This window comes from Chitinophaga skermanii, assembly GCF_003259335.1.
GTDB lineage: Bacteria > Bacteroidota > Bacteroidia > Chitinophagales > Chitinophagaceae > Chitinophaga > Chitinophaga skermanii.
Genome location: NZ_QLLL01000012.1, coordinates 90058 through 111639, shown reverse-complemented (window position 1 = coordinate 111639; position 21582 = coordinate 90058). Strand labels below are relative to the sequence as shown.

The following is a 21582-nucleotide window of genomic DNA, read 5'->3' as shown; positions in this document are numbered from 1 at the left end:
ATGATGTTATTAGATCTTAACATAGATTGGGCATTTCTCTTAGAGAAAATATTGCTTATTTCGGCCGTATTAGCCGTTTCATTGGTAATTGCCATGTACGAAACTTGGGCTGAACGTAAAGTGGCGGCTTGGATTCAAGATCGTCGCGGTCCGAGTAGAGCGGGTCCATTGGGGCTTTTCCAGCCTTTGGCAGATGGTGGTAAATTGTTCTTTAAAGAAGAAATTATCCCTGCTAATTCGAATCGTTTCTTGTTCGTACTAGGTCCTTCCTTGGCGATGTTAGTAGCTTGTTTAACAGGCGCTGTTATTCCTTGGGGTGATACATTGGAGATGTTTGGTCGCCAAGTATCCTTACAAGTAACCGATGTGAACGTAGGTGTATTGTACATCTTCGCGATTGTGAGCTTTGGTGTATACGGTATCATGTTAGGCGGTTGGGCATCGAACAACAAGTTCTCCTTGTTGGCAGCTATCCGTGGTGCATCTCAAATCATCTCTTACGAATTAGCATTGGGTCTTTCTTTGATCGCTTTGTTGATGGTAACAGGTACGTTGAGTTTGAAAGAGATCGTTGAACAACAAGTGGATCAAGGTTTCTGGAACGTATTCAAACAACCACTAGGTTTCTTGATCTTCTTGATCTGTGCGTTCGCAGAATGTAACCGTGCTCCTTTCGATTTACCAGAAGCAGAAAACGAATTGAACGGTGGTTACCACTTGGAATACTCTTCCATGAAATTGGGTTTCTTCTTGTTCGCTGAATATATTAACATGTTCATCAGCTCGGCGTTGATGGCAACATTGTACTTCGGTGGTTACAGCATTCCATTCCAACATGCCTTGCATTTGGATACGATGTTGAGCCCGAATATGTTGACACTCCTCGGTATGTTGTTCATGTTCTTGAAAACGTTTGGTTTCATCTTCTTCTTCATGTGGGTTCGTTGGACATTACCACGTTTCCGTTACGATCAATTAATGCGTATTGGTTGGAAAGTGTTAATTCCATTAGCGATCTTCAACATGTTGGCAACAGGTGGTGCCATCCTTGCTTGGTTCAATAAGTAATGAAGAAAACGTTAGCAAACGTAGTGTACTATAATTGGGGTGAAGCCTGTGAAGGTTGGCGCCTTGTGGATACACCAGGGTTATCGGTGATACACGAAGCCATGCCGCCGGGCACTTCAGAAGCACTACACTACCACGAAAAGGCGCAACAGTTCTTTTACATTTTACAAGGAAGCGCAACTTTCGAAATAGAGGGAGAGAAAACCGTGGTGTTTGCAGGTGAAGGAATACACATCCTTCCAACCCTTCAACACCGCATTATCAATCACACCGAAGAAAAGATATTTTTCACGGTAACCTCGCAACCGAATACAAGTGGCGACCGGGTGAATTGCTAAACAAAAACAAAAAATCGCTCTACCTAGTAGAGACTCAATAAAATTTGCCGTATGCAAAATTTAACTAACAGGGCAGCTGCAGTAGATAGAAGGCCGATGAACTTCGCGGAAAGACTTTACCTTCCTGCGATCGGTAAAGGGCTTGGTATTACCATCAAGCACCTTTTCAAGAAAAAAGTAACCGTTTCTTTCCCAGAAGAAAAAAGAGCATTCTCGCCGGTATTCCGCGGTTTACACATTTTGAACCGTGATGAAGAAGGTCGTGAAAGATGTACAGCTTGCGGTTTGTGTGCCGTAGCTTGTCCTGCTGAAGCGATTACCATGGAAGCGGCAGAACGCAAGCCGGGTGAAGAGCATTTGTACCGTGAAGAGAAATATGCAGCGCGCTATGAAATCAACATGTTGCGTTGTATTTTCTGTGGATTCTGTGAAGAAGCTTGTCCTAAGCAAGCTATTTATTTAACTGAAACGTTTGCACCATCTCATTACAAACGTTCAGGATTCATTTATGGAAAAGATGATTTGTTGATTCCTGAAGTTCCAACCAAAGGATAATTAACATTAAACCTGTAACAGCGTATACATTTCAAAATAGAAGAAGGGAATGGATTTACAACTTATACTTTTCATACTGCTTTCAGCCGTTGCCATTATTTCGGCATTAGGGGTTGTTTTCAGCAAGAACCCGGTTAGCAGCGTATTGTGCCTTATTGTTACGTTTATTGCAATAGCCGGCCACTACATTTTGCTCAACGCGCAATTCTTAGCCGTAGTGCATATCATTGTGTATACCGGTGCCATCATGGTATTGTTCCTTTTCGTGATCATGCTCATGAATTTGAATGCCGATATTGAACCACAGAAACGCAACTGGATGAAATATGCCGGTGTTATTAGTGGTGGTGTGATGTTCTTAGTATTATTAGCAGCTGTACGCGATGCGAATATGCCTGCATTAAGTACTACATCAACCGACATCGGGTTAATTGAGAACTTGGGTAAAACCCTGTTCACCACCTACGTAGTACCGTTCGAAATTTCGAGCATACTGTTCTTAAGCGCTATGGTGGGTGCAGTAATCATTGGTAAAAAGGATTAATCAACAAAGAAAATATTGAGCATATGCCTATTCAATACTATATATTTTTAAGCATAGCACTGTTCTGCATAGGTATCATGGGTGTGTTGATGCGTAGAAACGCCATCATCATCTTCATGTGCATCGAGATGATGTTGAACGCTGTGAACTTGTTATTGGTGTCCTTCTCGAAAATGTGGGCCGATGCAGGCAGGGTAGATGCAGGTTCCGCCCAAATATTCGTATTCTTTATTATGGTGGTAGCCGCGGCAGAAGTAGCTGTAGGACTTGCTATTATCGTGATGATGTATCGTAATTCTCACTCGGTGGATGTAAATCTCCTCAGCCGTTTGAAAAACTAATACTGTACATCCGTTTAAATAATTATCAAGCAATAATTCTAATAGAAGATCAATGATAAATCTCGTTTGGCTGGTACCATTATTACCATTGTTAGGATTCCTGGTCAATGGATTGGGCAGGAAGGTTTTATCTAAAGGCCTCGTAGGTGTAATTGGCAGTGGTACTGTGCTCGCCGGTTTTGTAGTCAGCTTACTCATTTTCTTAGAAGTAAGAACAGAAGGTTTCAATCAGCAGATTGTGCATTTGTTCGACTTCATCAGCGTGGGTTCGCTTAAAATTCCTTTCGCATTCCAAGTAGATCGCTTGAGTGCGTTATTCCTATTAGTGATCACGGGCGTTGGTTCGTTGATTCACATATACTCTACCTCCTACATGCACGATGAGAGCAATGAAGGCTTCGCACGTTATTTCGCGTACCTCAACCTCTTCGTGTTCTCCATGTTGCTCTTAGTACTCGGTGCCAACTACGTGATGATGTTCATTGGTTGGGAAGGTGTAGGTTTATGTTCTTACTTATTGATCGGTTTCTGGTTTAAAAACCCAGCCTATAATAAAGCCGCTAACAAAGCGTTCATCATGAACCGTATAGGTGACCTTGGGTTCCTGCTCGGTATTTTCTTGATGATCACGCAATTCGGCTCTGTTTCCTTTAACGATGTATTCAGCCAAGTGCCTGCACTCGGTTCTAATGCTGGTGTATTGGTAGCGATCGCTATGTTACTCTTCGTAGGTGCGATGGGTAAATCGGCGCAGTTGCCTTTATACACATGGTTACCAGACGCGATGGCGGGTCCAACCCCGGTATCTGCCCTTATCCACGCGGCAACGATGGTAACAGCGGGTATTTACATGATTGCCCGCAGCAACGTTATCTACACCCTCGCTCCATCTATTCAAATGGTAGTAGCGATCGTAGGTTTAGCTACAGCGGTATTCGCTGCAAGCATCGCGTTGAAACAAAATGATATTAAGAAAGTGTTGGCTTATTCAACCGTGAGCCAACTCGGTTATATGTTCTTAGCATTGGGCGTTGGTGCTTACACCGCGGCCGTGTTCCACGTAATGACGCACGCTTTCTTCAAAGCGTTGTTGTTCCTAGGTTCTGGTTCAGTTATCCACGCAATGGGTGGCGAACAAGATATTCGCAAAATGGGTGGCTTGAAAAAGTACATGCCTATCACGAACATCACGTTCCTCATTGGTTGCTTGGCTATTGCCGGTATCCCAGGTTTCGCGGGCTTCTTCTCTAAAGATGAAATCTTAGCGAATGCATTCGTTTCTAGCCCTGTGTTCTACGCGGTAGGTTTATTCGGCGCGTTAATGACAGCCTTCTATATGTTCCGCTTGTACTACATGACATTCTCTGGTACATTCCGCGGCACACACGAACAAGAACATCACTTACACGAAAGTCCTGCTGCCATTACTTTCCCATTAATCGTATTAGCGATATTAAGTATCGTTGGCGGTTGGGTAGGCATGCCGGAAGTATTCCATGTGAAAAACTTCTTAGCAGCATACTTAGCACCGATCTTCGCACCATCTGCACCATATTTACACGAACATCATTTAAGTCACAGCATGGAATGGATCCTGATGGGTATCTCTACCGTGTTAGTTATTGTGATGATCTTCTGGGCACGTGCTAAATACGTGGCATGGAAAGATGAAGGAGTTGAGAATACCGGTTTAGCAAAAGTGTTGGAAAACAAATGGTATGTAGATGAGTTGTACGATGCTATTATCGTGAAACCATTGTATTCATTATCTAAGTTCTTCCAAGACGGTATTGAGAAATCGGGTATCGATGCCTTGGTAAATGGCGTAGGCAAAGGCGTACAATGGGGAAGCCAACAAATTCGCTTGTTACAAAGCGGCCAAGTAGGTTTCTACATCTTTGCCATGGTGATAGGTATGATCGTGTTGTTGTTGATTAGTTTGTTCATTTAATAGAAGCGGATTCTACAGATAAGATAAAATTATGTTGACAGTTTTATTCATATTGATTCCTTTAGTTGCGGGCCTTATCTCGTTTGGCCTTAAAGGATCGGGACCAAAAGTGCTGAGCATTATTTCGGCTTTAGCCACTTTGGCGGTAACAGTTGCAGCGTGGTGCCAATTTAAAACTGCGCCCGAAGCATTGCAGTTTACTGCGAGTTGGATACCACAACTAGGAAGTAGTTTTAGCCTGGGCTTAGATGGCATGGCAGTAATGTTGTGCTTATTAACAGCTATTTCTTTTCCGCTCATTTTCATTACTATCTTCAATAAGAACTACGAAAACGCGAATAGCTTCTACGGCTTAATGTTGTTATCACAAGCCGGTTTGATGGGTGTTTTCACTTCTTATGATGCATTATTATTCTACGTATTTTGGGAGTTAGCATTGATTCCTGTTTACTTCTTGTGCTCTATGTGGGGTGGCGAGAAGCGGATTCCGGTTACTTTCAAATTCTTCGTATACACGTTCGCTGGTTCGTTGTTGATGTTGGTTGGTTTGATCTACATCTACACCCAAACAAGCGATCATTCCTTCTCTTATAGCACATTCACTAGTTTAGCATTGGCGCCAAACGAACAGGCTTGGTTATTCTGGTTATTCTTCATCGCTTTCGCGATCAAGATGCCGGTATTCCCTTTCCACACTTGGCAGCCAGATACTTACGAACAATCACCTACCCCGGTTACCATGGTACTGTCTGGTATTATGGTGAAAATGGGTTTATTTGGTGTAATTCGCTGGGTATTGCCGGTGTTACCATTAGGGGCAGATATGTGGGCTGAAGTTGCGATTGTATTATCTATCATCGGTATCGTTTACGCATCGTGCATTGCCATCTTGCAAAACGATATTAAGCGCATGATTGCTTACTCTTCCATTGCGCACATTGGCTTAATGGCTGCAGCTATATTCGTTAAGAACGAACAAAGCTTAGATGGTGTGATGTTGCAAATGTTCAACCACGGTATCAACATTATTGGTTTGTGGATGATTGTAGAAGTGATTGAAAGCCGTTTGAAAGTGAAAACGATGAGCGACCTGGGCGGTTTAGCATCGTATGCACCGAAAATGAGCATCTTCTTAGTAATTATCAGCTTAGCTAACATTGCCTTACCATTAACGAATGGTTTCGTGGGTGAGTTCTTAATGTTCAGCGGCTTGTTCCAATATAACTATTGGTTTATGGCAATTGCGGGATTGGGTATTATCCTCGCAGCGGTTTACATGTTGAACATGATTCAACGCGTGATCTTCGGCGAAGCCAACCCATTAACGCAAACATTTACCGACTTAAGCACAGGTGAATTTGTAGCCTTGAGTGTTGTAGTACTCATCATTTTCGTGTTGGGTGTACACCCTCAACCAATGCTCGATCTCGTACACAATACAACGGCAGCATTGTTGAAATAAACCAATATTCTATCAGATTTTTTGTAACGCAATAATATGAACGCATTAATTACAACGGCTTTACTGGGAGTTGTCCTGATGTTTACCGGGTTGTTTGTAAAGAACAAGCAGCAAATAAAGTACATTGCTATTTTGGGTGCATTATTGGCATTCGTCGCTAATATCGTCGACTTGCAAACGATCTCCGGTGGTGGTAGCAAGGTGTTGTTTGGCATGTTGGAAGTAAGCCATTTTTCTATCCTTTTTAATGCGATAGCAATTGGCGCCACATTACTGTACTTCATCTTATGCGGTAGCGCATTCGAAAAAGTAGGAGAGCACGTAGCAGATTATTTCGCCCTTATATTCTTTATCCTCGCGGGTATTACTATGACGGGTGCATTTAGCAACTTGTTGATTCTTTTCATCTCCATCGAAATTTTATCTATCCCGCAATACATCTTAGCAGGTGCCGATAAACAAAACTTGAAAAGTAACGAAGCATCTTTGAAGTACTTCTTGATGGGTTCTTTCTCTACAGGTATTTTATTGATGGGTATCGCGTTGATCTATGGTGCTACAGGTACCTTCAACGTAACAGAAATGGCTTTGGGTACAGGAGAATTGAACCCAATGGCGCTGATCGGCATCACCTTACTTGGTTTTGCATTATCCTTCAAAGTATCTGCAGCTCCTTTCCACTTTTGGACACCGGATGTATACGATGGTTCACCCACCGTATTCACAGCCTTCATGGCAACCGTTGTAAAAGCAGCAGGTTTCATCGCATTCTTACGTTTGTTCCATGTAACTTTCAATGGTGGAAACATGAGCAGTCACTGGCAATTAGTGTTAGCGATCATTACAGCCGCTACATTAATCATCGGTAACTTCACCGCTGTTTTCCAAATCAGTGTAAAGCGCATGTTAGCATATTCTTCTATTGCGCAAGCAGGCTTCATGTTGTTCGGTGTTATTTCCCTGAACCAATTAGCCGTGCAAGGTATCATGTTATATGCTATCGCTTATAGTGTAGGCACCATTGGTATCTTCGCCATCTTGCTCAAAATGAAAGATTACACCTTCGACGGTTTCAATGGCCTTGCTAAAAAGCAACCATTTGTAGCTTGCGTAGCCACTATCTTCTTAATGTCTTTAGCAGGTATCCCGCTTACAGCAGGTTTCTTCGCTAAATACTTGGTACTATCTGCCGCTATCCAACAAGGCAATCTCTTGTGGTTAGTGATCATCGCCGTATTATGCGCCGCTGTCAGCGCCTACTACTATTTCCGCGTGATCATCGCTATGTACTTTAAACAAGGCGACGCTAACGTAGAAAACGTAACACCAGGCTTCAAAGTAGCCCTCTTCGTTACCGCCGCTATCGTTATCATCTTGGGTATCTTCCCAGGCCTCCTATTACAACTGATCTAATTCAAGTTTTCAATAAGTAAAGAACGTCGACCAAAAGTCGGCGTTTTTTATTGCCCCCAACTTTCATTGATATATCAATATTCGCCCCCTCGATAACTTTTTTGTCGTCAACATTTATCTTCTTCCTCAACTTTCCCTTCACCTCTCCACAAAAAAACACAACACCATCTCCTCCACCAATAAAGCACCCCAACGCCCGGCAGCACAGTACCCCCATCGCCCAATCAACGCTCCGATAAAACGCCCCCGCCGTTCACGGGGCGTTTTTCGCCTTTCTTTGGTTACTTGCTTTGGCGAGCAAAGAAAGTAACAATTAGAATAAAAGATAAATTAGTATGCCCGCTATTCCCCCAAAGAATCACTTTAAAAATCTTCCCCAAATCTCCTTTAAAACACCCTCCTCACACCCCTTATTAAACCTTTCATCCACAATAAGTATAAGTAGTAAAGAATTTTATTAACTTTAGTACGAACCGGTTATTATGAACTTTCGCGATATATTCTCTCTAGCCTTTAGATCCGTTACCGCAAGTCGTTTGCGTACCTCGCTTACTGTTGCTATTATAGCATTGGGTATCACTGCCATAGTAGGTATTTTCACCGCCATCGACAGTTTGAAAAATGGTATTTTCGATAGTTTCTCGGCCATGGGTGCGAATGGTTTTATGATCCGTAACCGTGAAATGAACGTGCGTATCGGCGGCGGCGGAGGTAGTGGTGCTACGAAAGGAACCGCTTCTAAAAAAAGAGTCAAAACTTCCAATAAAAATAAAGTCATCACCTTCCAAGAAGCCATGGATTTCAAAAAGCGTTTTGATTTTCCTTCGATGGTAAGCATTTGGTATAGGCCGGGGTCGGTAACCGTGTATAGCGGTTCAAAGAAAACGAATCCCAATATCGCCGTTATTGGCGGTGATGAGAATTACCTCAAATACACGAATTACGATCTCCAAGCCGGCCGCGATTTCAACGAAGCCGATATGGAATCGGCCCGCAACGTAGCCATCATAGGGCCAGATATTGCGAAGAAGTTATTTGGTGAAGAAATGCGCAACGTAGTAGGTTCGCCGATTAGGTTGGGTAACGTGCGTTACCGCGTAATTGGAGTGTTAACATCCAAAGGCTCCAGCAATTTATTTTCGCCTGATAATATCGTTATTACAACAGTAACAAACGTACGACGCGTATTTAACCGCCCGAATGCATCGTACAACATCAACGTATCGATCAACGATCCGAAAATGATGGATGCCGGTATTGGTGAAGCAACTGGCTTATTACGTATTATCCGTCATATTGGGATGGACGAGGAAAGTAATTTTTATATCACGAAGAACGATAGCATCGCCGAGATGCTTTTTAATAGCTTAGCCTTTGTAACCATTGCGGCCATTGTAATTGGGGCTATTACCCTTATTGGATCGGCGATTGGATTAATGAATATCATGTTGGTATCGGTAGCAGAGCGTACCCGTGAGATTGGGGTGAGCAAGGCTTTAGGTGCCACCTCCAAAACAATCCGTACACAATTCTTGTACGAAGCCATTATCATCAGCGTACTGGGCGGCTTTGTAGGCGTCTTCTTTGGTATGTTGGTGGGCAACGTAGTTTCCCTGATTTTAAAAACCAGCTTTGTTGTTCCTTGGTTATGGATCGGCATTGGCGTTGGTTTGTGCGCAATCGTGGGACTATTATCGGGTATTTTACCGGCGATTAAAGCGTCGAAACTCGATCCTATCCAAGCTTTGCGCTTCGAATAACGCGACCCATATATTTACTAACACCACCCATTTTTATGCTCGATAAGCATAGTTTGTTCGACCTAGGTATTTTTAACCGAAATGACCCGGCTGCCGCTATATTTGCCATCGTAGATCATACGAAAACCCAAAACGGCCGAGATCAATTGCGCACACGCATGCAATCGCCCATCGGCGATTACAATACCCTGCAAGCCACGCAAGCAGCCATCCGCTTTATTGCGGGTAACTTGGCCGCATGCGACCTGCATGTAGCGGAAGACCAAGTGTATTACCTACAACACTACCTCAAAAGCGGAGATCCCATCCTGTACAGCGATGATAAGCTACGCTTCTATACCCGGTTCAGCTGGTATAAAATTGCTAAAAACAATACCTACACCCGCATTATTGATGCGGCCCGTAGAACCTTGTATACGCTCGATAACGTAGCCAAATGGATCGATCGCATGCATGCGAAGAACCCGCCACAGCTCGTATTACAATACATCCAAGAAGTACAAGATATGCTCGCCACCTTCTCGGTGCGGAAGTTTGCGCTCGACGAATCACTGCCACAACAGCATTACTTCTTCATCGATCACCTGGTGCGTGTTAAACATACAAAGGCGGTAGAACGACTGCTTACGATACTGGCAGATTGGGATGCCTTGTATGCCCTTGCTACTTTTACAGCCGAGCGCCAATTGGTATTCCCCAAAATAAGCCTCGAGCCCGGTGCTGCCCTTAAATTGGAGCGGGTGTACCATGTACAATTGAAGCAACCGGTAAAAAACGACTTCTCCTTGCAAGCCCCCGCGCAGTCGATGTTTTTAACAGGCGCGAATATGACGGGGAAATCGACTCTTTTACGGGCCGTTAGCCAAGCAATATACTTTGCCCACCTTGGGATGGGCGTGCCCGCTATGGCCGCTCAAATACCGTTTATCGACCATCTATACATCGCCATCAATAAAACGGATGATCTACAGAAGGGATACAGTCATTTTATGCAGGAAATCCAGCGGGTAAAAGAAGTAATTGCCATTGTGAAGGAAGGCAAGCGCGTGATGGCGGTATTTGATGAATTATTTTCCGGTACTAACCAGGACGATGCCCAGAAGTGTTTGCAAACAGTATTGCAGGGACTATCGGGGCGAAAGAATGGGTATTTTATCTTCTCTAGTCATCTTACTTCCTTATTCTCCAGTGTATCGGCCATGCCGGAGGTGAGTTGTTATTATATGGACGCCTTGGTGCAAGACGAGCAGGTGAAATGTAATTACATCTTACAGCAAGGCGTTGCCAAGCAGCAATTGGGCTGGCAGATATTGGTGAACGAGGGAATTCCCGCGATGTTAACTACTTAAAAGAATAGGACGGCGAGTAAGGCCGTGGTAGTTTTAGGCTTCAATCCTAGCATTTTCGAATATTGGCGAATGGTCATAGTTCGCTTCATTTTCTTGAACATTTTGTTTTGATTGGAGGCATTTTGCTTTTTATAGCTGGTGGGATTGAGGGTTTTGAGGCCATTGTAGGAGTTTTTTTGTGTAAGGTAGGAGGAAACGGCGCTTTGTACTTCCTCGGCTTGTTGATTGTTGAGATCAAGCGTTGGGGTAAGTTCGGCCATAATGGCGGCGGTGGTTGAATCAACAGCAATGGTATTTGGAGGGGGTGTTTCGGTTTCTTGTTGTTGTGCGAAAGAGAGGAGTGGTGCGATACAACATACAACGAAAAGGAAGAATAACTTCTGCATAATCAAATGGTTAAGGAATAGTGAGCGAATACAAATACAACAGGTGTGGAGGAGGAATTGTTTTTTGGGGGCATAAAAAAGGCCTCACCGAGGTGAAGCCTTTTAAAAATGTATTCAGAGGAAGCTTATTCAGCAACAACTTCGAATTCCAATTCAGTTTCGTTGCCTTTACCGAAATCGATTTTCGCTTTGTAAGCACCCAATTCTTTAACATCATCAAGGATGTGAATACGACGACGGTCGATTTCATAACCTTTTTGTTCTTTAATAGCGCGAGCGATTTGAACGCTAGTAACGCTACCGAAGATTTTACCAGAAGTACCGGTTTTAGCACCGATTTTTACTGGAGATGCTTTTAACACTTCTACCACTTTCGCGATTTCAGCTAACATCTTCTCTTCTTTTACCTTTTTAACTTTCAAACGCTCTTCAAGCAATTTCAAGTTAGTTTGGCTTGCTTCAACAGCAAATTTTTGTGGGATCAAGAAGTTCCTAGCGTAACCGTTTTTCACAGCAACGAGTTCATTCTTTTGACCCAAATTATCAACGTCTTGTATTAAGATTACTTGCATTGCTTCTTACTTTAAAAGGTCAGTTACATAAGGCAATAACGCCATTTGACGCGCTTTTTTGATCGCTTGAGATACCTTGCGCTGGAACTTCAAAGAGTTACCTGTGATACGACGAGGTAACATTTTACCTTGTTCGTTCAAGAATTTCTTCAGAAACTCGGCGTCTTTGTAATCTACATACTTAATACCCATTTTCTTGAAACGGCAGTATTTCTTCTGGCGTTTCTCGGTTTTTACGGCTGTTAAGTATTTAATTTCTTGTTTTACTGCCATAACTATTAAGCTTCTGTGGTTTTAGATTCAGCATTCAAGGCACCTCTTTTCTTAGCATTGTACTCAGCTGCGTACTTATCTATAGAAGTAACCATGTAACGCAATACATTTTCATCGCGATTAAGCTGGATTTTCAGCTTCTCATTGAGGTCGGTTGGCGCACTGTATTCCACAACAACATACATACCTGTTGTTTTCTTTTGGATTGGGTACGCCAGTGATCTTAATCCCCAGGGATTTTCGTGCACAATCTGTCCGCCGTTATCTTTAATGATATCAACGAACTTTTTCTGAGCAGCTTTAAAGTCTTCTTCAGAAAGCACAGGGGTAAAGATCACCATCAATTCGTAGTTTGACATAAATTCCCTGTTTATTGATTTGTTTAAAAAAATTAAGGATTGCAAAGATAGGTGGTTTCCTGGGATAATCGGCAATATTTCTTCGCCTTTAACAAATAAAAAGGCCCTAGTAATACCAGGACCTTTCCCTTGCATGGTTTTCTTCAAAAGATGAGTGGTTAACTAAAGTTTCTTTTTCATCATCTGCCTAAAAATGAACTACTTATACATTTTCATCATTTCTACAGCAAATATTTATGATATATAATGAATAATTCTATTTGTATTCGCTTGACGCAAATTACATTCTTTTCAACTTTTTCTATTCCCCTTTTCAACTTTTTCCCGGCTTTTTCTCATTTAGCCACCTTGTAGTGTGAAAAAACACCCTTTATGGGGGCTATTTGGATTTTTCTTCCCCCATTCAAACCAGTCATCTACCCCGGTTAAGAATGTACCGAGCCTTTGAAAAGCCTTTAACTTGCCTTTGACAACCCTTTGAAATGCCTTTGACGACCCTTTAAAAGACTTTAACCTGCCTTTGAAAGACTTTGACTTGCCTTTGAAAATAGCTACCGAATATATCCAAGATATAGGTGGAATATATCTCCATATAGCAACGACGCATGTTTACCATTAGAAGAACATTAAACTAACATTGGGAGATATTATAAAATGCCGTATTACTGCATTTTGTCAACCCAATCGTCAAGAAATTGTCAACTTGTCACACTCTTACCTGGTGGCACACACTTTGAACCCCATCCCTCAAAAAAAATATTATTATGCAGAAAGGTGCCATTCGCGTACAAACAGAGAATATTTTCCCCATCATTAAGAAATTCCTGTACTCAGATCACGAAATCTTCATTCGCGAGCTCGTTAGTAATGCCGTTGATGCTACCCAAAAATTAAAAACGCTTGCCAGAACAGGCGAATTCAAAGAAGAATTGGGCGACATCGCCATCGAAGTTATCCTCGATAAAGAAAACAAAACCATTACGATCAGCGACCGTGGTATTGGTATGACGGCTGAAGAAGTGGATAAATATATCAACCAAGTTGCCTTCTCGGGCGCTGAAGAGTTCTTGAACAAGTATAAAGGTCAAGGCGAAAACGTGAACATCATCGGCCATTTTGGCCTTGGTTTCTATTCTTCATTCATGGTAAGTAAACAAGTTGACATACTTACGAAGTCGTGGAAACCCGGCACGCAAGCCGTTAAATGGGAATGTGATGGTTCTCCAGAATTCACGATCACCGATATCGAAAAACCAACACGTGGAACAGATATCGTGATGCACATCAATGAAGAAAGCGAAGAATTCCTCGACGATACCCGTATTGGCGCTATTTTACAGAAGTTCTGTAAGTTCTTGCCGGTACCTATCAAGTACAACGGTAGCCAAATTAATAACCCTACCCCGGCGTGGACAAAGAAACCATCGGAATTAACAGCAGAAGATTATCAAAATTTCTATAAAGAATTATACCCATTCGCGGAAGCACCGTTGTTCTGGATTCACTTGAATGTTGACTTCCCGTTCAATTTGACAGGTATCCTGTACTTCCCGAAAATTTCTAAAACACACGAAATTCAGAAAGACAAGATCAACCTTTACAGCAACCAAGTATATGTTACGGATGAAGTGAAAGACATTGTACCTGAATTCTTGATGTTGTTACATGGTGTAATTGATTCGCCGGATATTCCGTTGAACGTTAGCCGTAGTTACTTGCAAGGCGATCCAAACGTGCGAAAAATCAATGCCCACATCACGAAGAAAGTGGCCGATAAGTTGGACGAAATGTTCCGCAACGACCGTCCTTCTTTCGAAGAAAAATGGGAAAGCATTGGTTTGTTCGTGAAATACGGTATGATTACCGACGATAAATTCTTAGACAAAGCCAACAAATTCCACCTCATGGAAGACGTGGATGGCGGTAAGTTTTACACGGTAGAAGAATACAAAGCGGAAACAGCTGCTCTTCAAACCAATAAAGAAGGCAAGCAAGTGATTTTGTATGCTACCGCCCCGGTGCAACAGGATAGCTACATCCAAGCAGCCAAAGCGAAAGGATTCAAAATTGTAAAATTCGAAACCATTATCGATGCCGCGTTTATCAACACCATTGAAACGAAATGGGAGAATGTACAATTTACCCGCGTAGATGCCGATATCGCCGATCATTTGATTGATACAGAAGATAAAAAGGACAGTGTATTAACGGCAGACCAAGAGAAGAGCTTAACCGATCTGTTTGGTACACAAATCACGCAGTCGAACATCAAAGTAACCTTGCAAGGTTTAAGTGCCGATGCACAACCTGTGATTGTTACCCGCTCGGAATTTATGCGCCGTATGAAAGATATGGCATCCGTTGGTGGTGCAGCTGCAGCGTGGTATGCTAATATGCCAGATGAAATTACCATGACGGTGAACGCGAATCACCCGATTTACTTGAATATCCTGGAACAAGGCAATGTAGAGAAACAACAAAAGCTCGTTCGCAACTTAGCCGATTTGGCTTTGTTATCGCAAAATCTTTTAACAGGAGCCGACCTTACTGCTTTTGTAAATAGGAGCGTAGAGTTGATGGGAACAGAAAAATAACCCTCTTTTTATAGCATTGGGAGAAGGTCGTCGTATGACGACCTTTTTTCATTTATAAACTTTATACATGCGATTAAAATATATATAAATACATTATCAATCGTTTACGCTGAAACGCAATATTGACGTGCATTAGCGGCATTTTATTTGTTCAAAAAATTATAGACGGGAGCGTATGAAATGCACCGTAGTTTATTATTTTTAACCATATAATTGAATTGCCGACTTATGTTTTTAGCCACCTCGCAAATGCGTAGATATGCGCGTTTTACCAGCTTTATTATGGCCTGTGCTGCTGCTTTTACCTTACTGGTTAGTTGCGGGAAAAGTGAAACATCCACTATTATTGATGAAGGGAACCCTCCTAAAACAGATACGACTGTTAACAACGGGGGTGGAGGAAACAGCAATCCCCCGAAAGATACTACTGTGCGTACGTTGGGTATTACTACTCAACAGGTTGTAAATGCCGGTAGTGGATTGAACCAATTTGTACTATTCCTGCCAAAGAATTACAACACGCAAAAAACGAAACGTTGGCCGGTGATTATCGCCTTGCATGGTATTGGTGAACGTGGTAGTAACATCAACATCATTAAAAACACGCCGGTGCCTCAATACGCCGCGAAGAATGCCGACTTTGGGTATATAGTGGTAGCGCCACAATGTAAAGACAATACATGGTGGGATGTGCCAAGTTTAAGAGTGTTGTACGATCAAATTATGTCGCAATACAATGTTGATTCATCGCGCGTTTATTTAACCGGTTTAAGCATGGGTGGTTACGGTGTATGGGATTGGGCGCAGAAAGACCCGGGCAAGTTTGCAGCTATTGTGCCTATTTGTGGGGGCGGTACGCCGAATAAAGCGTGTCCATTGAAAAGTAAGCCTATTTGGGTTTTCCATAATGCCGATGATCCCACTGTAAACGTGAACGAATCGCGTACGATGGTGAAAGCGGTGAAAGATTGTGGAAATACGATTATCAAGTATACGGAGAACACAACTGGTGGTCATGACGCATGGACCAAAGCCTACAATAGTGCTGCTTTATACGAATGGTTAAACCAACAACATTTATAATTAGCATCATCGTTTAGACATTACCGTTAGATTGATTTTTAGAATAACAGAAAAATTTTCCTATGCCCTTCAAACAATTGCTCCTAGCAGCTTTCTTATTGCTCAACTTGCGGGTATTAGCTGCCGATACAACGGCTGCTGATATTCCAATAACCGATGAATTACCTGCAGCTGGTTTTACCGTGAAGAAGATTGAAAGGCCAGGTGCTTACGTGGATCAGTACATGGTGTTTATGCCCAGTACAAAGTTCAAGCGTAAAGGCAACGTAGACAAATGGCCGGTATTGTTTTTCTTACATGGAAAAGGCGAACGAGGCGATAACATATCGTTGGTGCAAAACATGGGTATCCCGCATATGTTGAAAGGTAGGCCACAGTTCCCGTTTATCGTGATAGCACCGCAATGTAAGGGCACAACGAAAACGTGGGATGTGGAAAGTTTGAATGCTTTGTATAAAGAAGTGATGGAGAAGTACCCGGTAGATACTTCGCGTATTTACTTAACGGGGTTAAGCATGGGGGGCAATGGTACTTGGAAATGGGCGATGAGTAACCCCGAGAAGTTTACGGCAATTGCACCAATTTGTGGATATGGAAAGCCGGTAAACCCATGTGGTTTAAGGAACGTGGCGATTTGGGCATTTCATAATGCCGATGATGATACAATACCTGTAAGTGCGTCGCGCACCTTGGTAAACGCCGTTAGAAGTTGTGGAAACGAAAAAGTAATTTATACTGAATCGGCCACGGGTGGCCACGATGCATGGGGGTATGCATATTATGAATCCAAATTATTTGAATGGTTCTTAGAACAACAATAAAACAAAAAAGGGAAGAAAATATTTCTTCCCTTTTTTTATGTTGATACTTTTTCTCTCCTTTAAGAAGCCTGGTGCGGGCGGATGTCTACCACTTTTAATTGAAGGCTAACAGTACCGTTCCATTCATTTTCATCTACCGTAAAAGCAATATCGAAAGGTTGTTGATTACTGATAATGGCGTATTTGTCTTTCATGAAAAAGCCGATGCCGCTAAAGATATTGGAATTGTCTTGTTTCACGGAAAGTTTCAAATGTTCATCTTTTACAATCCTTGAGTAACCTGTATCAACCACATTTTTAGCCACGAAAACGGGGCGGAGGTTATCGGGACCAAGTGGTTCGAATTGTTTTAGCTTTTTGAAGAAAGCGGGGGTAATGTCGTTGAGATGAATTTCGGTATCGATAATAATTTGCGGTGTAAGCATATCGGGGCCGATGGTATTGGCTACGATGAGCTCGAACTTCTCTTTGAAAGCTTCTACGTTTTCGGGTTTCATGGTCATACCCGCAGCATAGAAGTGTCCACCATAGTTTTCGAGTAAATCCCGGCATTGGTGAATAGCTTCGTATACATTAAAGCCCATAACGCTACGCGCAGATCCGGCCACTTTATCGTTTGATTGTGTGAGGATAACGGTAGGCCTGTAGTAATGTTTATCGATTAACCGGGAGGCTACGATACCTACTACACCTTTATGCCAGTGAGGTTGGAAGAGAACAGTTGTTTTCTTTTCCAGCCCGGCATGGTCGTTTTTAATGATATCGATGGCTTCATTGGTAATTGTAAGGTCGATTTCTTTCCGACCTGAATTATCTTCTGTTAGTTTTTGTGCGTATTGAATAGCCGTATCAAGGTCTTTCTCGAGGAAAAGCTGCACAGCTTTACGGGCATCGTCCATTCTGCCGGCGGCATTTACGCGTGGGGCAATAACGAAGACGAGGTTGCTGGTGGTGAGTTTTTCTTTGAGTTTACTTAATTCGATCAGTGCCTTAATACCTGGGTTCGGGTGGGCGTTTACTTGTTCCAAGCCGTAGTAGGTCATAATTCTATTTTCCCCGCTCATTGGAACGATATCTGCCGCGATGCTGGTGGCAACGAGGTCGAGATACGGGTAAACTGTTTCCATGGCGATACCTCGTTTTTGAGCGAGGGCGCAGATGAGTTTGAAGCCGATGCCACAGCCACTAAGTTCTTTGTAGGGGTATGGGCAATCGTGCTGTTTGGGGTTGAGAATAGCCACAGCCGGGGGTAAAACATCATCGGGCAGGTGGTGATCACAAATTATAAAATCGATATTGTATGTTTTAGCTTCTGCAATGAGGCTGGCGGATTTGATGCCGCAATCGAGGGCGATGACGAGGTTAAAGTCGTTATCGCGTGCGTATTCGATCCCTTGTTGAGAAATGCCATACCCTTCGCGGTAGCGGTGGGGAACATAGAATTCGATTTGTTTGTAGAGTGTTGATAAGAAAGAGAAGACGGTTGCTACAGCCGTGGTACCATCTACATCATAGTCGCCGTAAACGAGTATTTTTTCACCTTTAAAGAAAGCCTCTTCGATGCGGGAGATAGCTTTTCCCATGTCTTTCATTAGCCATGGGTCGTGTAAATCTTGTAGGGATGGATGAAAAAAGTGTTTAACATCTTCTGCACGGGTAATGCCCCGTTGCACCAGTAACCGGCATAACAGTGGATGTAGATGAATAGCTTGTTGCAAGCGCTGCTCTACGGAAGGTTGATATTTTTTTACTGTCCAGCGTTTATCCATTAGAGAGCATACGTGTTAAAACGTGCGATCGGTAGTGTACCGCACGAGCGTTTCCAGCCCATTTCGAATATCGTTGGCGGGAAACTGGTGTAGAATTTCCAGCGCTTCATCGCGGTATTGTATCATTTTTTCTTTGGCATATTGAATACCGCCACTTTTCTGCACGATGTCGATCACTTCGGCGACTTTATCTTTATCGGTATTGTGGTTTTTAACGATGTTGATAATTCGTTTGCGTGTATCTACAGGTGCGTGTTGTAAAGTATAGATAAGAGGTAAGGTCATTTTTTTCTCGCGGATATCGATACCGGTAGGTTTGCCCACATTGGCGGTGCCATAATCGAAGAGGTCGTCTTTGATTTGGAAGGCGATCCCTACTTTTTCCCCGAATTTTTGCATGAGTTGGGTGGTATCATCGTTGCCGGTAACGCTCCAAGCGCCGGCTGCACATGCGGCGGCGAGTAGGGAGGCGGTTTTGCGGCGGATGATTTCGAAGTATATATCTTCTTTAATATCGAGTTTCCGGGTTTTTTCTATTTGGAGGAGTTCCCCTTCACTCATTTCCTTTACAGCTTCCGCGAGAATTTGCAGGGTGCGGAAATCTTTATTGTTAAGGGAGAGGAGGAGGCCTTTGGAAAGGAGGTAATCGCCTACGAGTACGGCGATTTTATTTTTCCAGAGGGCATTGATAGAGAAAAAGCCACGGCGTTCGTAGGCATCATCCACTACATCGTCGTGCACTAGGGTAGCGGTGTGTAAAAGTTCTACGAGGGCGGCGGCGCGGTAGGTACCTTCTTCTATAGTAGGAGCAAACAACTTAGCAGAAAGGATGACGAACATGGGGCGAATTTGCTTGCCTTTTCTCTTCACGATATAATGCATGATCCTGTCGAGCAGGGGTACATGACTTTTCACTGCGTCGGCAAATTTGAATTCAAAATCCCGCAATTCCTTACTGATCAGTTGTTTAATTTCATCCATTGGTTATAAATGCAAAAGGATTGCTAAGCTAAACTAAAAAACTAGATTTTAACAATTTGGCCCCGAATTTGTATATATTCTGTTAAAATTGGGAATGCTATCAAATATAGAAGCTTTTGTATACGCTTTAGTTTTGAAGCACTTATCAATGAAAATAAAATCGTAAGAAAAATTTGTATATTCATTATTGCTTTTTACCTTTGCTTGGTAAAAAACGAGTTAATAGTAAATTTTTAACAGTTTTTAAATAAAAAAACAATTATGGCAAGCAAAAAGTACTTACTACTGGCAGGTGCTATGAGTCTACTAGCATCTACTGGTTTTGCGCAAGTTAAGCCCTCATATGATGCCCTAGATTCTTCTAAAGTTCCAGCATCAAGAATGGCGCAATTTAACAGCTTCAAGAACAACCAATCTGATTACCCAGCTAAGCCAAGAGACATGTGGGAACTCGGTCTTCACGGTGGTCTTATGATGATCAAAGGTGATGTACACGGTAAACCAGGTTTTGGTGGTGGTGTTTCTTTAAGAAAAGCTTTAGGCCACACTTTCTCTTTGAGAGCTGAGTACACTGGTTCTTACGCTTATGGTCAGGACTATTCTTTGAAACCGACTATTATCGCGAATGGTAACCCTTGGGCTCAAACAGCAGCGTTGAACGGTGGTAGAATCGTTCCTAACTACAAAACTGCTTCACACCAAGTTTCTTTGGATATGATCGCTTCTTTGAGCAATATCATGTTCTATAAATCTCAACCAAAAGTTAACTGGTACGTATTGGCTGGTTATAGCTTGTTATTAGCTGACGTTGACGTTGATGCGTTAAACGGTAGCGGTGCTGGTTATGACTACTCTGGTATCAGCTTCACTGGTAAGAGAAAAGACATCTTGGATGCATTGAAAAATCTTCAAGATAAAAAATACGAGCAAAACGCTCCATCTCAAGGTAACAGAACTCAAATCGGTCGTAAAGACGACAACCAATTACTTCGTCATGCTTTGAACGTAGGTACTGGTATCGGTTTCAAAGTTTCTAAACGCTTCAATATCGCTATTGAAGAGAAATTAACTTTACCATTTGACGATTATTTGGACGGTTACACTGCAGGTGCTTACGACGGTAGCAAAGACTTCATGTACTACACTAACGTTCGTTTCAACTTCAACTTAGGTAATGCTAACAAACGCGTTGAACCACTTTGGTGGGTTAACCCAATGGATTTCGCATACAACGAGCTTAACAGCCCACGTCGTATGAAACTTCCTACTCCAGTATTACCTGATTCTGATGGTGATGGTGTTACTGACCAATTCGATCGCGAACCAAACACACCAGCTGGTGCTCCAGTTGACGTAAACGGTGTTGCTCGTGATACTGATGGTGACGGTGTACCTGACTACAAAGACAAGCAATTGATCACACCTACATACTGCTTCCCAGTAGATGCTGACGGTGTTGGTAAATGCCCAGATCCAGAATGCTGCAAAGACAGAGTTAAAGCTACTGATTGTTCTACATTAGTATTGCCTTCTGTTTCTTTCAAAGGTTCTTCTACTAAAGTATCTTCTGATAACGAAGCTATTTTAGCTAGCGTAGCAGCTTCTTTACGTTCTAACCCAGCTTGTAACGTTTTAGTAACTGGCCACGCTGGTGCTAAAGCTAAAAAAGGTGGTGTTGACTTATCTTCAAGAAGAGTTGATGCAGTTATCGATTACTTAGCTGAAAAACAAGGTATCGATCGCGGTCGCTTCATCAAACAAAACACTCCTGGCGACGCTGGTACAGTTGATTTAGCTCCTGCTAACTAATACTTACCACCTCGTTTGGTTAAATAAATTGAAAACCTCCCGTATACACTACGGGAGGTTTTTTTTGGCCCAAAGTTTATTTCCAATATCAGCCTATAACTCGTTACCTCCCGGTTTCCCGACCAAACTCGACGCTTTGGCCAACCGCCTGGCA

Annotated in this window: 20 protein-coding genes; 14 read left to right on the top strand and 6 right to left on the bottom strand. The window is 42.6% G+C overall.

Annotation, left to right across the window (positions count from 1 at the left end; genetic code table 11):
* From nuoH to LX64_RS23930, 10 genes are all read left to right on the top strand, one after another.
* Positions 1 to 1068 (top strand): NADH-quinone oxidoreductase subunit NuoH, encoded by a 1068-nt coding sequence (nuoH, locus tag LX64_RS23980; protein ID WP_245952810.1) that lies wholly within the window; start codon positions 1 to 3, stop codon positions 1066 to 1068.
* Complete coding sequence (locus LX64_RS23975) at positions 1068 to 1406, top strand: cupin domain-containing protein (protein ID WP_111600241.1); 339 nt, start codon at positions 1068 to 1070, stop codon at positions 1404 to 1406. Before nuoH ends, LX64_RS23975 begins: the two co-directional genes overlap by 1 nt.
* A 51-nt stretch (positions 1407 to 1457) precedes the next feature.
* Complete coding sequence (nuoI, locus tag LX64_RS23970; protein WP_111600240.1) at positions 1458 to 1961, top strand: NADH-quinone oxidoreductase subunit NuoI; 504 nt, start codon at positions 1458 to 1460, stop codon at positions 1959 to 1961.
* A gap of 49 nt (positions 1962 to 2010) precedes the next feature.
* A complete protein-coding gene (locus LX64_RS23965; RefSeq protein ID WP_111600239.1) occupies positions 2011 to 2505 on the top strand; it encodes an NADH-quinone oxidoreductase subunit J family protein in 495 nt (164 codons plus the stop codon).
* A 23-nt stretch (positions 2506 to 2528) separates the two neighbouring features.
* Complete coding sequence (gene nuoK, locus LX64_RS23960) at positions 2529 to 2846, top strand: NADH-quinone oxidoreductase subunit NuoK (RefSeq protein WP_111600238.1); 318 nt, start codon at positions 2529 to 2531, stop codon at positions 2844 to 2846.
* Between the two features lie 52 nt (positions 2847 to 2898).
* Positions 2899 to 4797 carry an NADH-quinone oxidoreductase subunit L gene (nuoL, locus tag LX64_RS23955; protein WP_111600237.1) on the top strand — a complete coding sequence of 633 codons (1899 nt, stop codon included), beginning with the start codon at positions 2899 to 2901 and terminating at the stop codon, positions 4795 to 4797.
* Positions 4798 to 4828: 31 nt separating this feature from the next.
* A complete protein-coding gene (locus LX64_RS23950) occupies positions 4829 to 6259 on the top strand; it encodes a complex I subunit 4 family protein (protein ID WP_111600236.1) in 1431 nt (476 codons plus the stop codon).
* Between the two features lie 36 nt (positions 6260 to 6295).
* On the top strand, positions 6296 to 7672 hold the full coding sequence (locus LX64_RS23945; RefSeq protein WP_111600235.1) for an NADH-quinone oxidoreductase subunit N: 1377 nt from the start codon (positions 6296 to 6298) through the stop codon (positions 7670 to 7672).
* A 482-nt stretch (positions 7673 to 8154) separates the two neighbouring features.
* Positions 8155 to 9432, top strand: coding sequence for an ABC transporter permease (locus tag LX64_RS23935; protein ID WP_111600233.1), 1278 nt, complete (start codon positions 8155 to 8157; stop codon positions 9430 to 9432).
* A gap of 35 nt (positions 9433 to 9467) precedes the next feature.
* Entirely contained in the window at positions 9468 to 10781 is a 1314-nt protein-coding gene (locus tag LX64_RS23930) for a MutS-related protein (RefSeq protein ID WP_111600232.1), read from the top strand.
* On the opposite strand, the gene LX64_RS23925 is transcribed toward LX64_RS23930, so the two are convergent.
* From LX64_RS23925 to rpsF, 4 genes are all read right to left on the bottom strand, one after another.
* Positions 10778 to 11167 carry a hypothetical protein gene (locus tag LX64_RS23925; protein WP_111600231.1) on the bottom strand — a complete coding sequence of 130 codons (390 nt, stop codon included), beginning with the start codon at positions 11165 to 11167 and terminating at the stop codon, positions 10778 to 10780. The genes LX64_RS23930 and LX64_RS23925 overlap by 4 nt on opposite strands.
* A 125-nt stretch (positions 11168 to 11292) precedes the next feature.
* Positions 11293 to 11739: a 50S ribosomal protein L9 gene (gene rplI / locus LX64_RS23920; RefSeq protein WP_111600230.1), complete on the bottom strand. Its 447-nt coding sequence runs from the start codon at positions 11737 to 11739 to the stop codon at positions 11293 to 11295.
* A gap of 6 nt (positions 11740 to 11745) precedes the next feature.
* Positions 11746 to 12012, bottom strand: coding sequence for a 30S ribosomal protein S18 (gene rpsR, locus LX64_RS23915; RefSeq protein ID WP_111600229.1), 267 nt, complete (start codon positions 12010 to 12012; stop codon positions 11746 to 11748).
* Positions 12013 to 12017: 5 nt separating this feature from the next.
* Positions 12018 to 12518 carry a 30S ribosomal protein S6 gene (gene rpsF / locus LX64_RS23910; protein WP_245952808.1) on the bottom strand — a complete coding sequence of 167 codons (501 nt, stop codon included), beginning with the start codon at positions 12516 to 12518 and terminating at the stop codon, positions 12018 to 12020.
* A 617-nt stretch (positions 12519 to 13135) separates the two neighbouring features.
* Between rpsF and htpG the strand changes: the two genes are divergently transcribed.
* From htpG to LX64_RS23895, 3 genes are all read left to right on the top strand, one after another.
* On the top strand, positions 13136 to 14965 hold the full coding sequence (htpG, locus tag LX64_RS23905; protein WP_211324883.1) for a molecular chaperone HtpG: 1830 nt from the start codon (positions 13136 to 13138) through the stop codon (positions 14963 to 14965).
* 228 nt (positions 14966 to 15193) lie between these two features.
* Positions 15194 to 16048 carry a carboxylesterase family protein gene (locus LX64_RS23900; protein ID WP_111600227.1) on the top strand — a complete coding sequence of 285 codons (855 nt, stop codon included), beginning with the start codon at positions 15194 to 15196 and terminating at the stop codon, positions 16046 to 16048.
* 62 nt (positions 16049 to 16110) lie between these two features.
* Positions 16111 to 16869 carry a carboxylesterase family protein gene (locus LX64_RS23895; RefSeq protein ID WP_111600226.1) on the top strand — a complete coding sequence of 253 codons (759 nt, stop codon included), beginning with the start codon at positions 16111 to 16113 and terminating at the stop codon, positions 16867 to 16869.
* A gap of 59 nt (positions 16870 to 16928) precedes the next feature.
* On the opposite strand, the gene recJ is transcribed toward LX64_RS23895, so the two are convergent.
* Positions 16929 to 18638 (bottom strand): single-stranded-DNA-specific exonuclease RecJ, encoded by a 1710-nt coding sequence (recJ, locus tag LX64_RS23890; RefSeq protein WP_111600225.1) that lies wholly within the window; start codon positions 18636 to 18638, stop codon positions 16929 to 16931.
* Between the two features lie 15 nt (positions 18639 to 18653).
* Positions 18654 to 19619 (bottom strand): polyprenyl synthetase family protein, encoded by a 966-nt coding sequence (locus tag LX64_RS23885; protein ID WP_111600224.1) that lies wholly within the window; start codon positions 19617 to 19619, stop codon positions 18654 to 18656.
* Positions 19620 to 19880: 261 nt separating this feature from the next.
* Here LX64_RS23885 and LX64_RS23880 point away from each other — a divergent pair, with 261 nt between their 5' ends.
* Positions 19881 to 21428: an OmpA family protein gene (locus LX64_RS23880; protein ID WP_111600223.1), complete on the top strand. Its 1548-nt coding sequence runs from the start codon at positions 19881 to 19883 to the stop codon at positions 21426 to 21428.
* The last annotated feature ends 154 nt before the right edge of the window (positions 21429 to 21582 follow it).

Coding starts and splice junctions, on each gene's coding strand:
- recJ (WP_111600225.1), bottom strand. CDS start 18,638: ATGGATAAACGCTGGACAGTAAAAAAATATCAACCTTCCGTAGAGCAG.
- LX64_RS23945 (WP_111600235.1), top strand. CDS start 6,296: ATGAACGCATTAATTACAACGGCTTTACTGGGAGTTGTCCTGATGTTT.
- LX64_RS23895 (WP_111600226.1), top strand. CDS start 16,111: ATGCCCTTCAAACAATTGCTCCTAGCAGCTTTCTTATTGCTCAACTTG.
- nuoL (WP_111600237.1), top strand. CDS start 2,899: ATGATAAATCTCGTTTGGCTGGTACCATTATTACCATTGTTAGGATTC.
- LX64_RS23925 (WP_111600231.1), bottom strand. CDS start 11,167: ATGCAGAAGTTATTCTTCCTTTTCGTTGTATGTTGTATCGCACCACTC.
- nuoI (WP_111600240.1), top strand. CDS start 1,458: ATGCAAAATTTAACTAACAGGGCAGCTGCAGTAGATAGAAGGCCGATG.
- rplI (WP_111600230.1), bottom strand. CDS start 11,739: ATGCAAGTAATCTTAATACAAGACGTTGATAATTTGGGTCAAAAGAAT.
- LX64_RS23935 (WP_111600233.1), top strand. CDS start 8,155: ATGAACTTTCGCGATATATTCTCTCTAGCCTTTAGATCCGTTACCGCA.
- LX64_RS23900 (WP_111600227.1), top strand. CDS start 15,194: ATGTTTTTAGCCACCTCGCAAATGCGTAGATATGCGCGTTTTACCAGC.
- nuoK (WP_111600238.1), top strand. CDS start 2,529: ATGCCTATTCAATACTATATATTTTTAAGCATAGCACTGTTCTGCATA.
- nuoH (WP_245952810.1), top strand. CDS start 1: ATGATGTTATTAGATCTTAACATAGATTGGGCATTTCTCTTAGAGAAA.
- LX64_RS23950 (WP_111600236.1), top strand. CDS start 4,829: ATGTTGACAGTTTTATTCATATTGATTCCTTTAGTTGCGGGCCTTATC.
- LX64_RS23965 (WP_111600239.1), top strand. CDS start 2,011: ATGGATTTACAACTTATACTTTTCATACTGCTTTCAGCCGTTGCCATT.
- LX64_RS23880 (WP_111600223.1), top strand. CDS start 19,881: ATGGCAAGCAAAAAGTACTTACTACTGGCAGGTGCTATGAGTCTACTA.
- htpG (WP_211324883.1), top strand. CDS start 13,136: ATGCAGAAAGGTGCCATTCGCGTACAAACAGAGAATATTTTCCCCATC.
- LX64_RS23975 (WP_111600241.1), top strand. CDS start 1,068: ATGAAGAAAACGTTAGCAAACGTAGTGTACTATAATTGGGGTGAAGCC.
- LX64_RS23885 (WP_111600224.1), bottom strand. CDS start 19,619: ATGGATGAAATTAAACAACTGATCAGTAAGGAATTGCGGGATTTTGAA.
- LX64_RS23930 (WP_111600232.1), top strand. CDS start 9,468: ATGCTCGATAAGCATAGTTTGTTCGACCTAGGTATTTTTAACCGAAAT.
- rpsR (WP_111600229.1), bottom strand. CDS start 12,012: ATGGCAGTAAAACAAGAAATTAAATACTTAACAGCCGTAAAAACCGAG.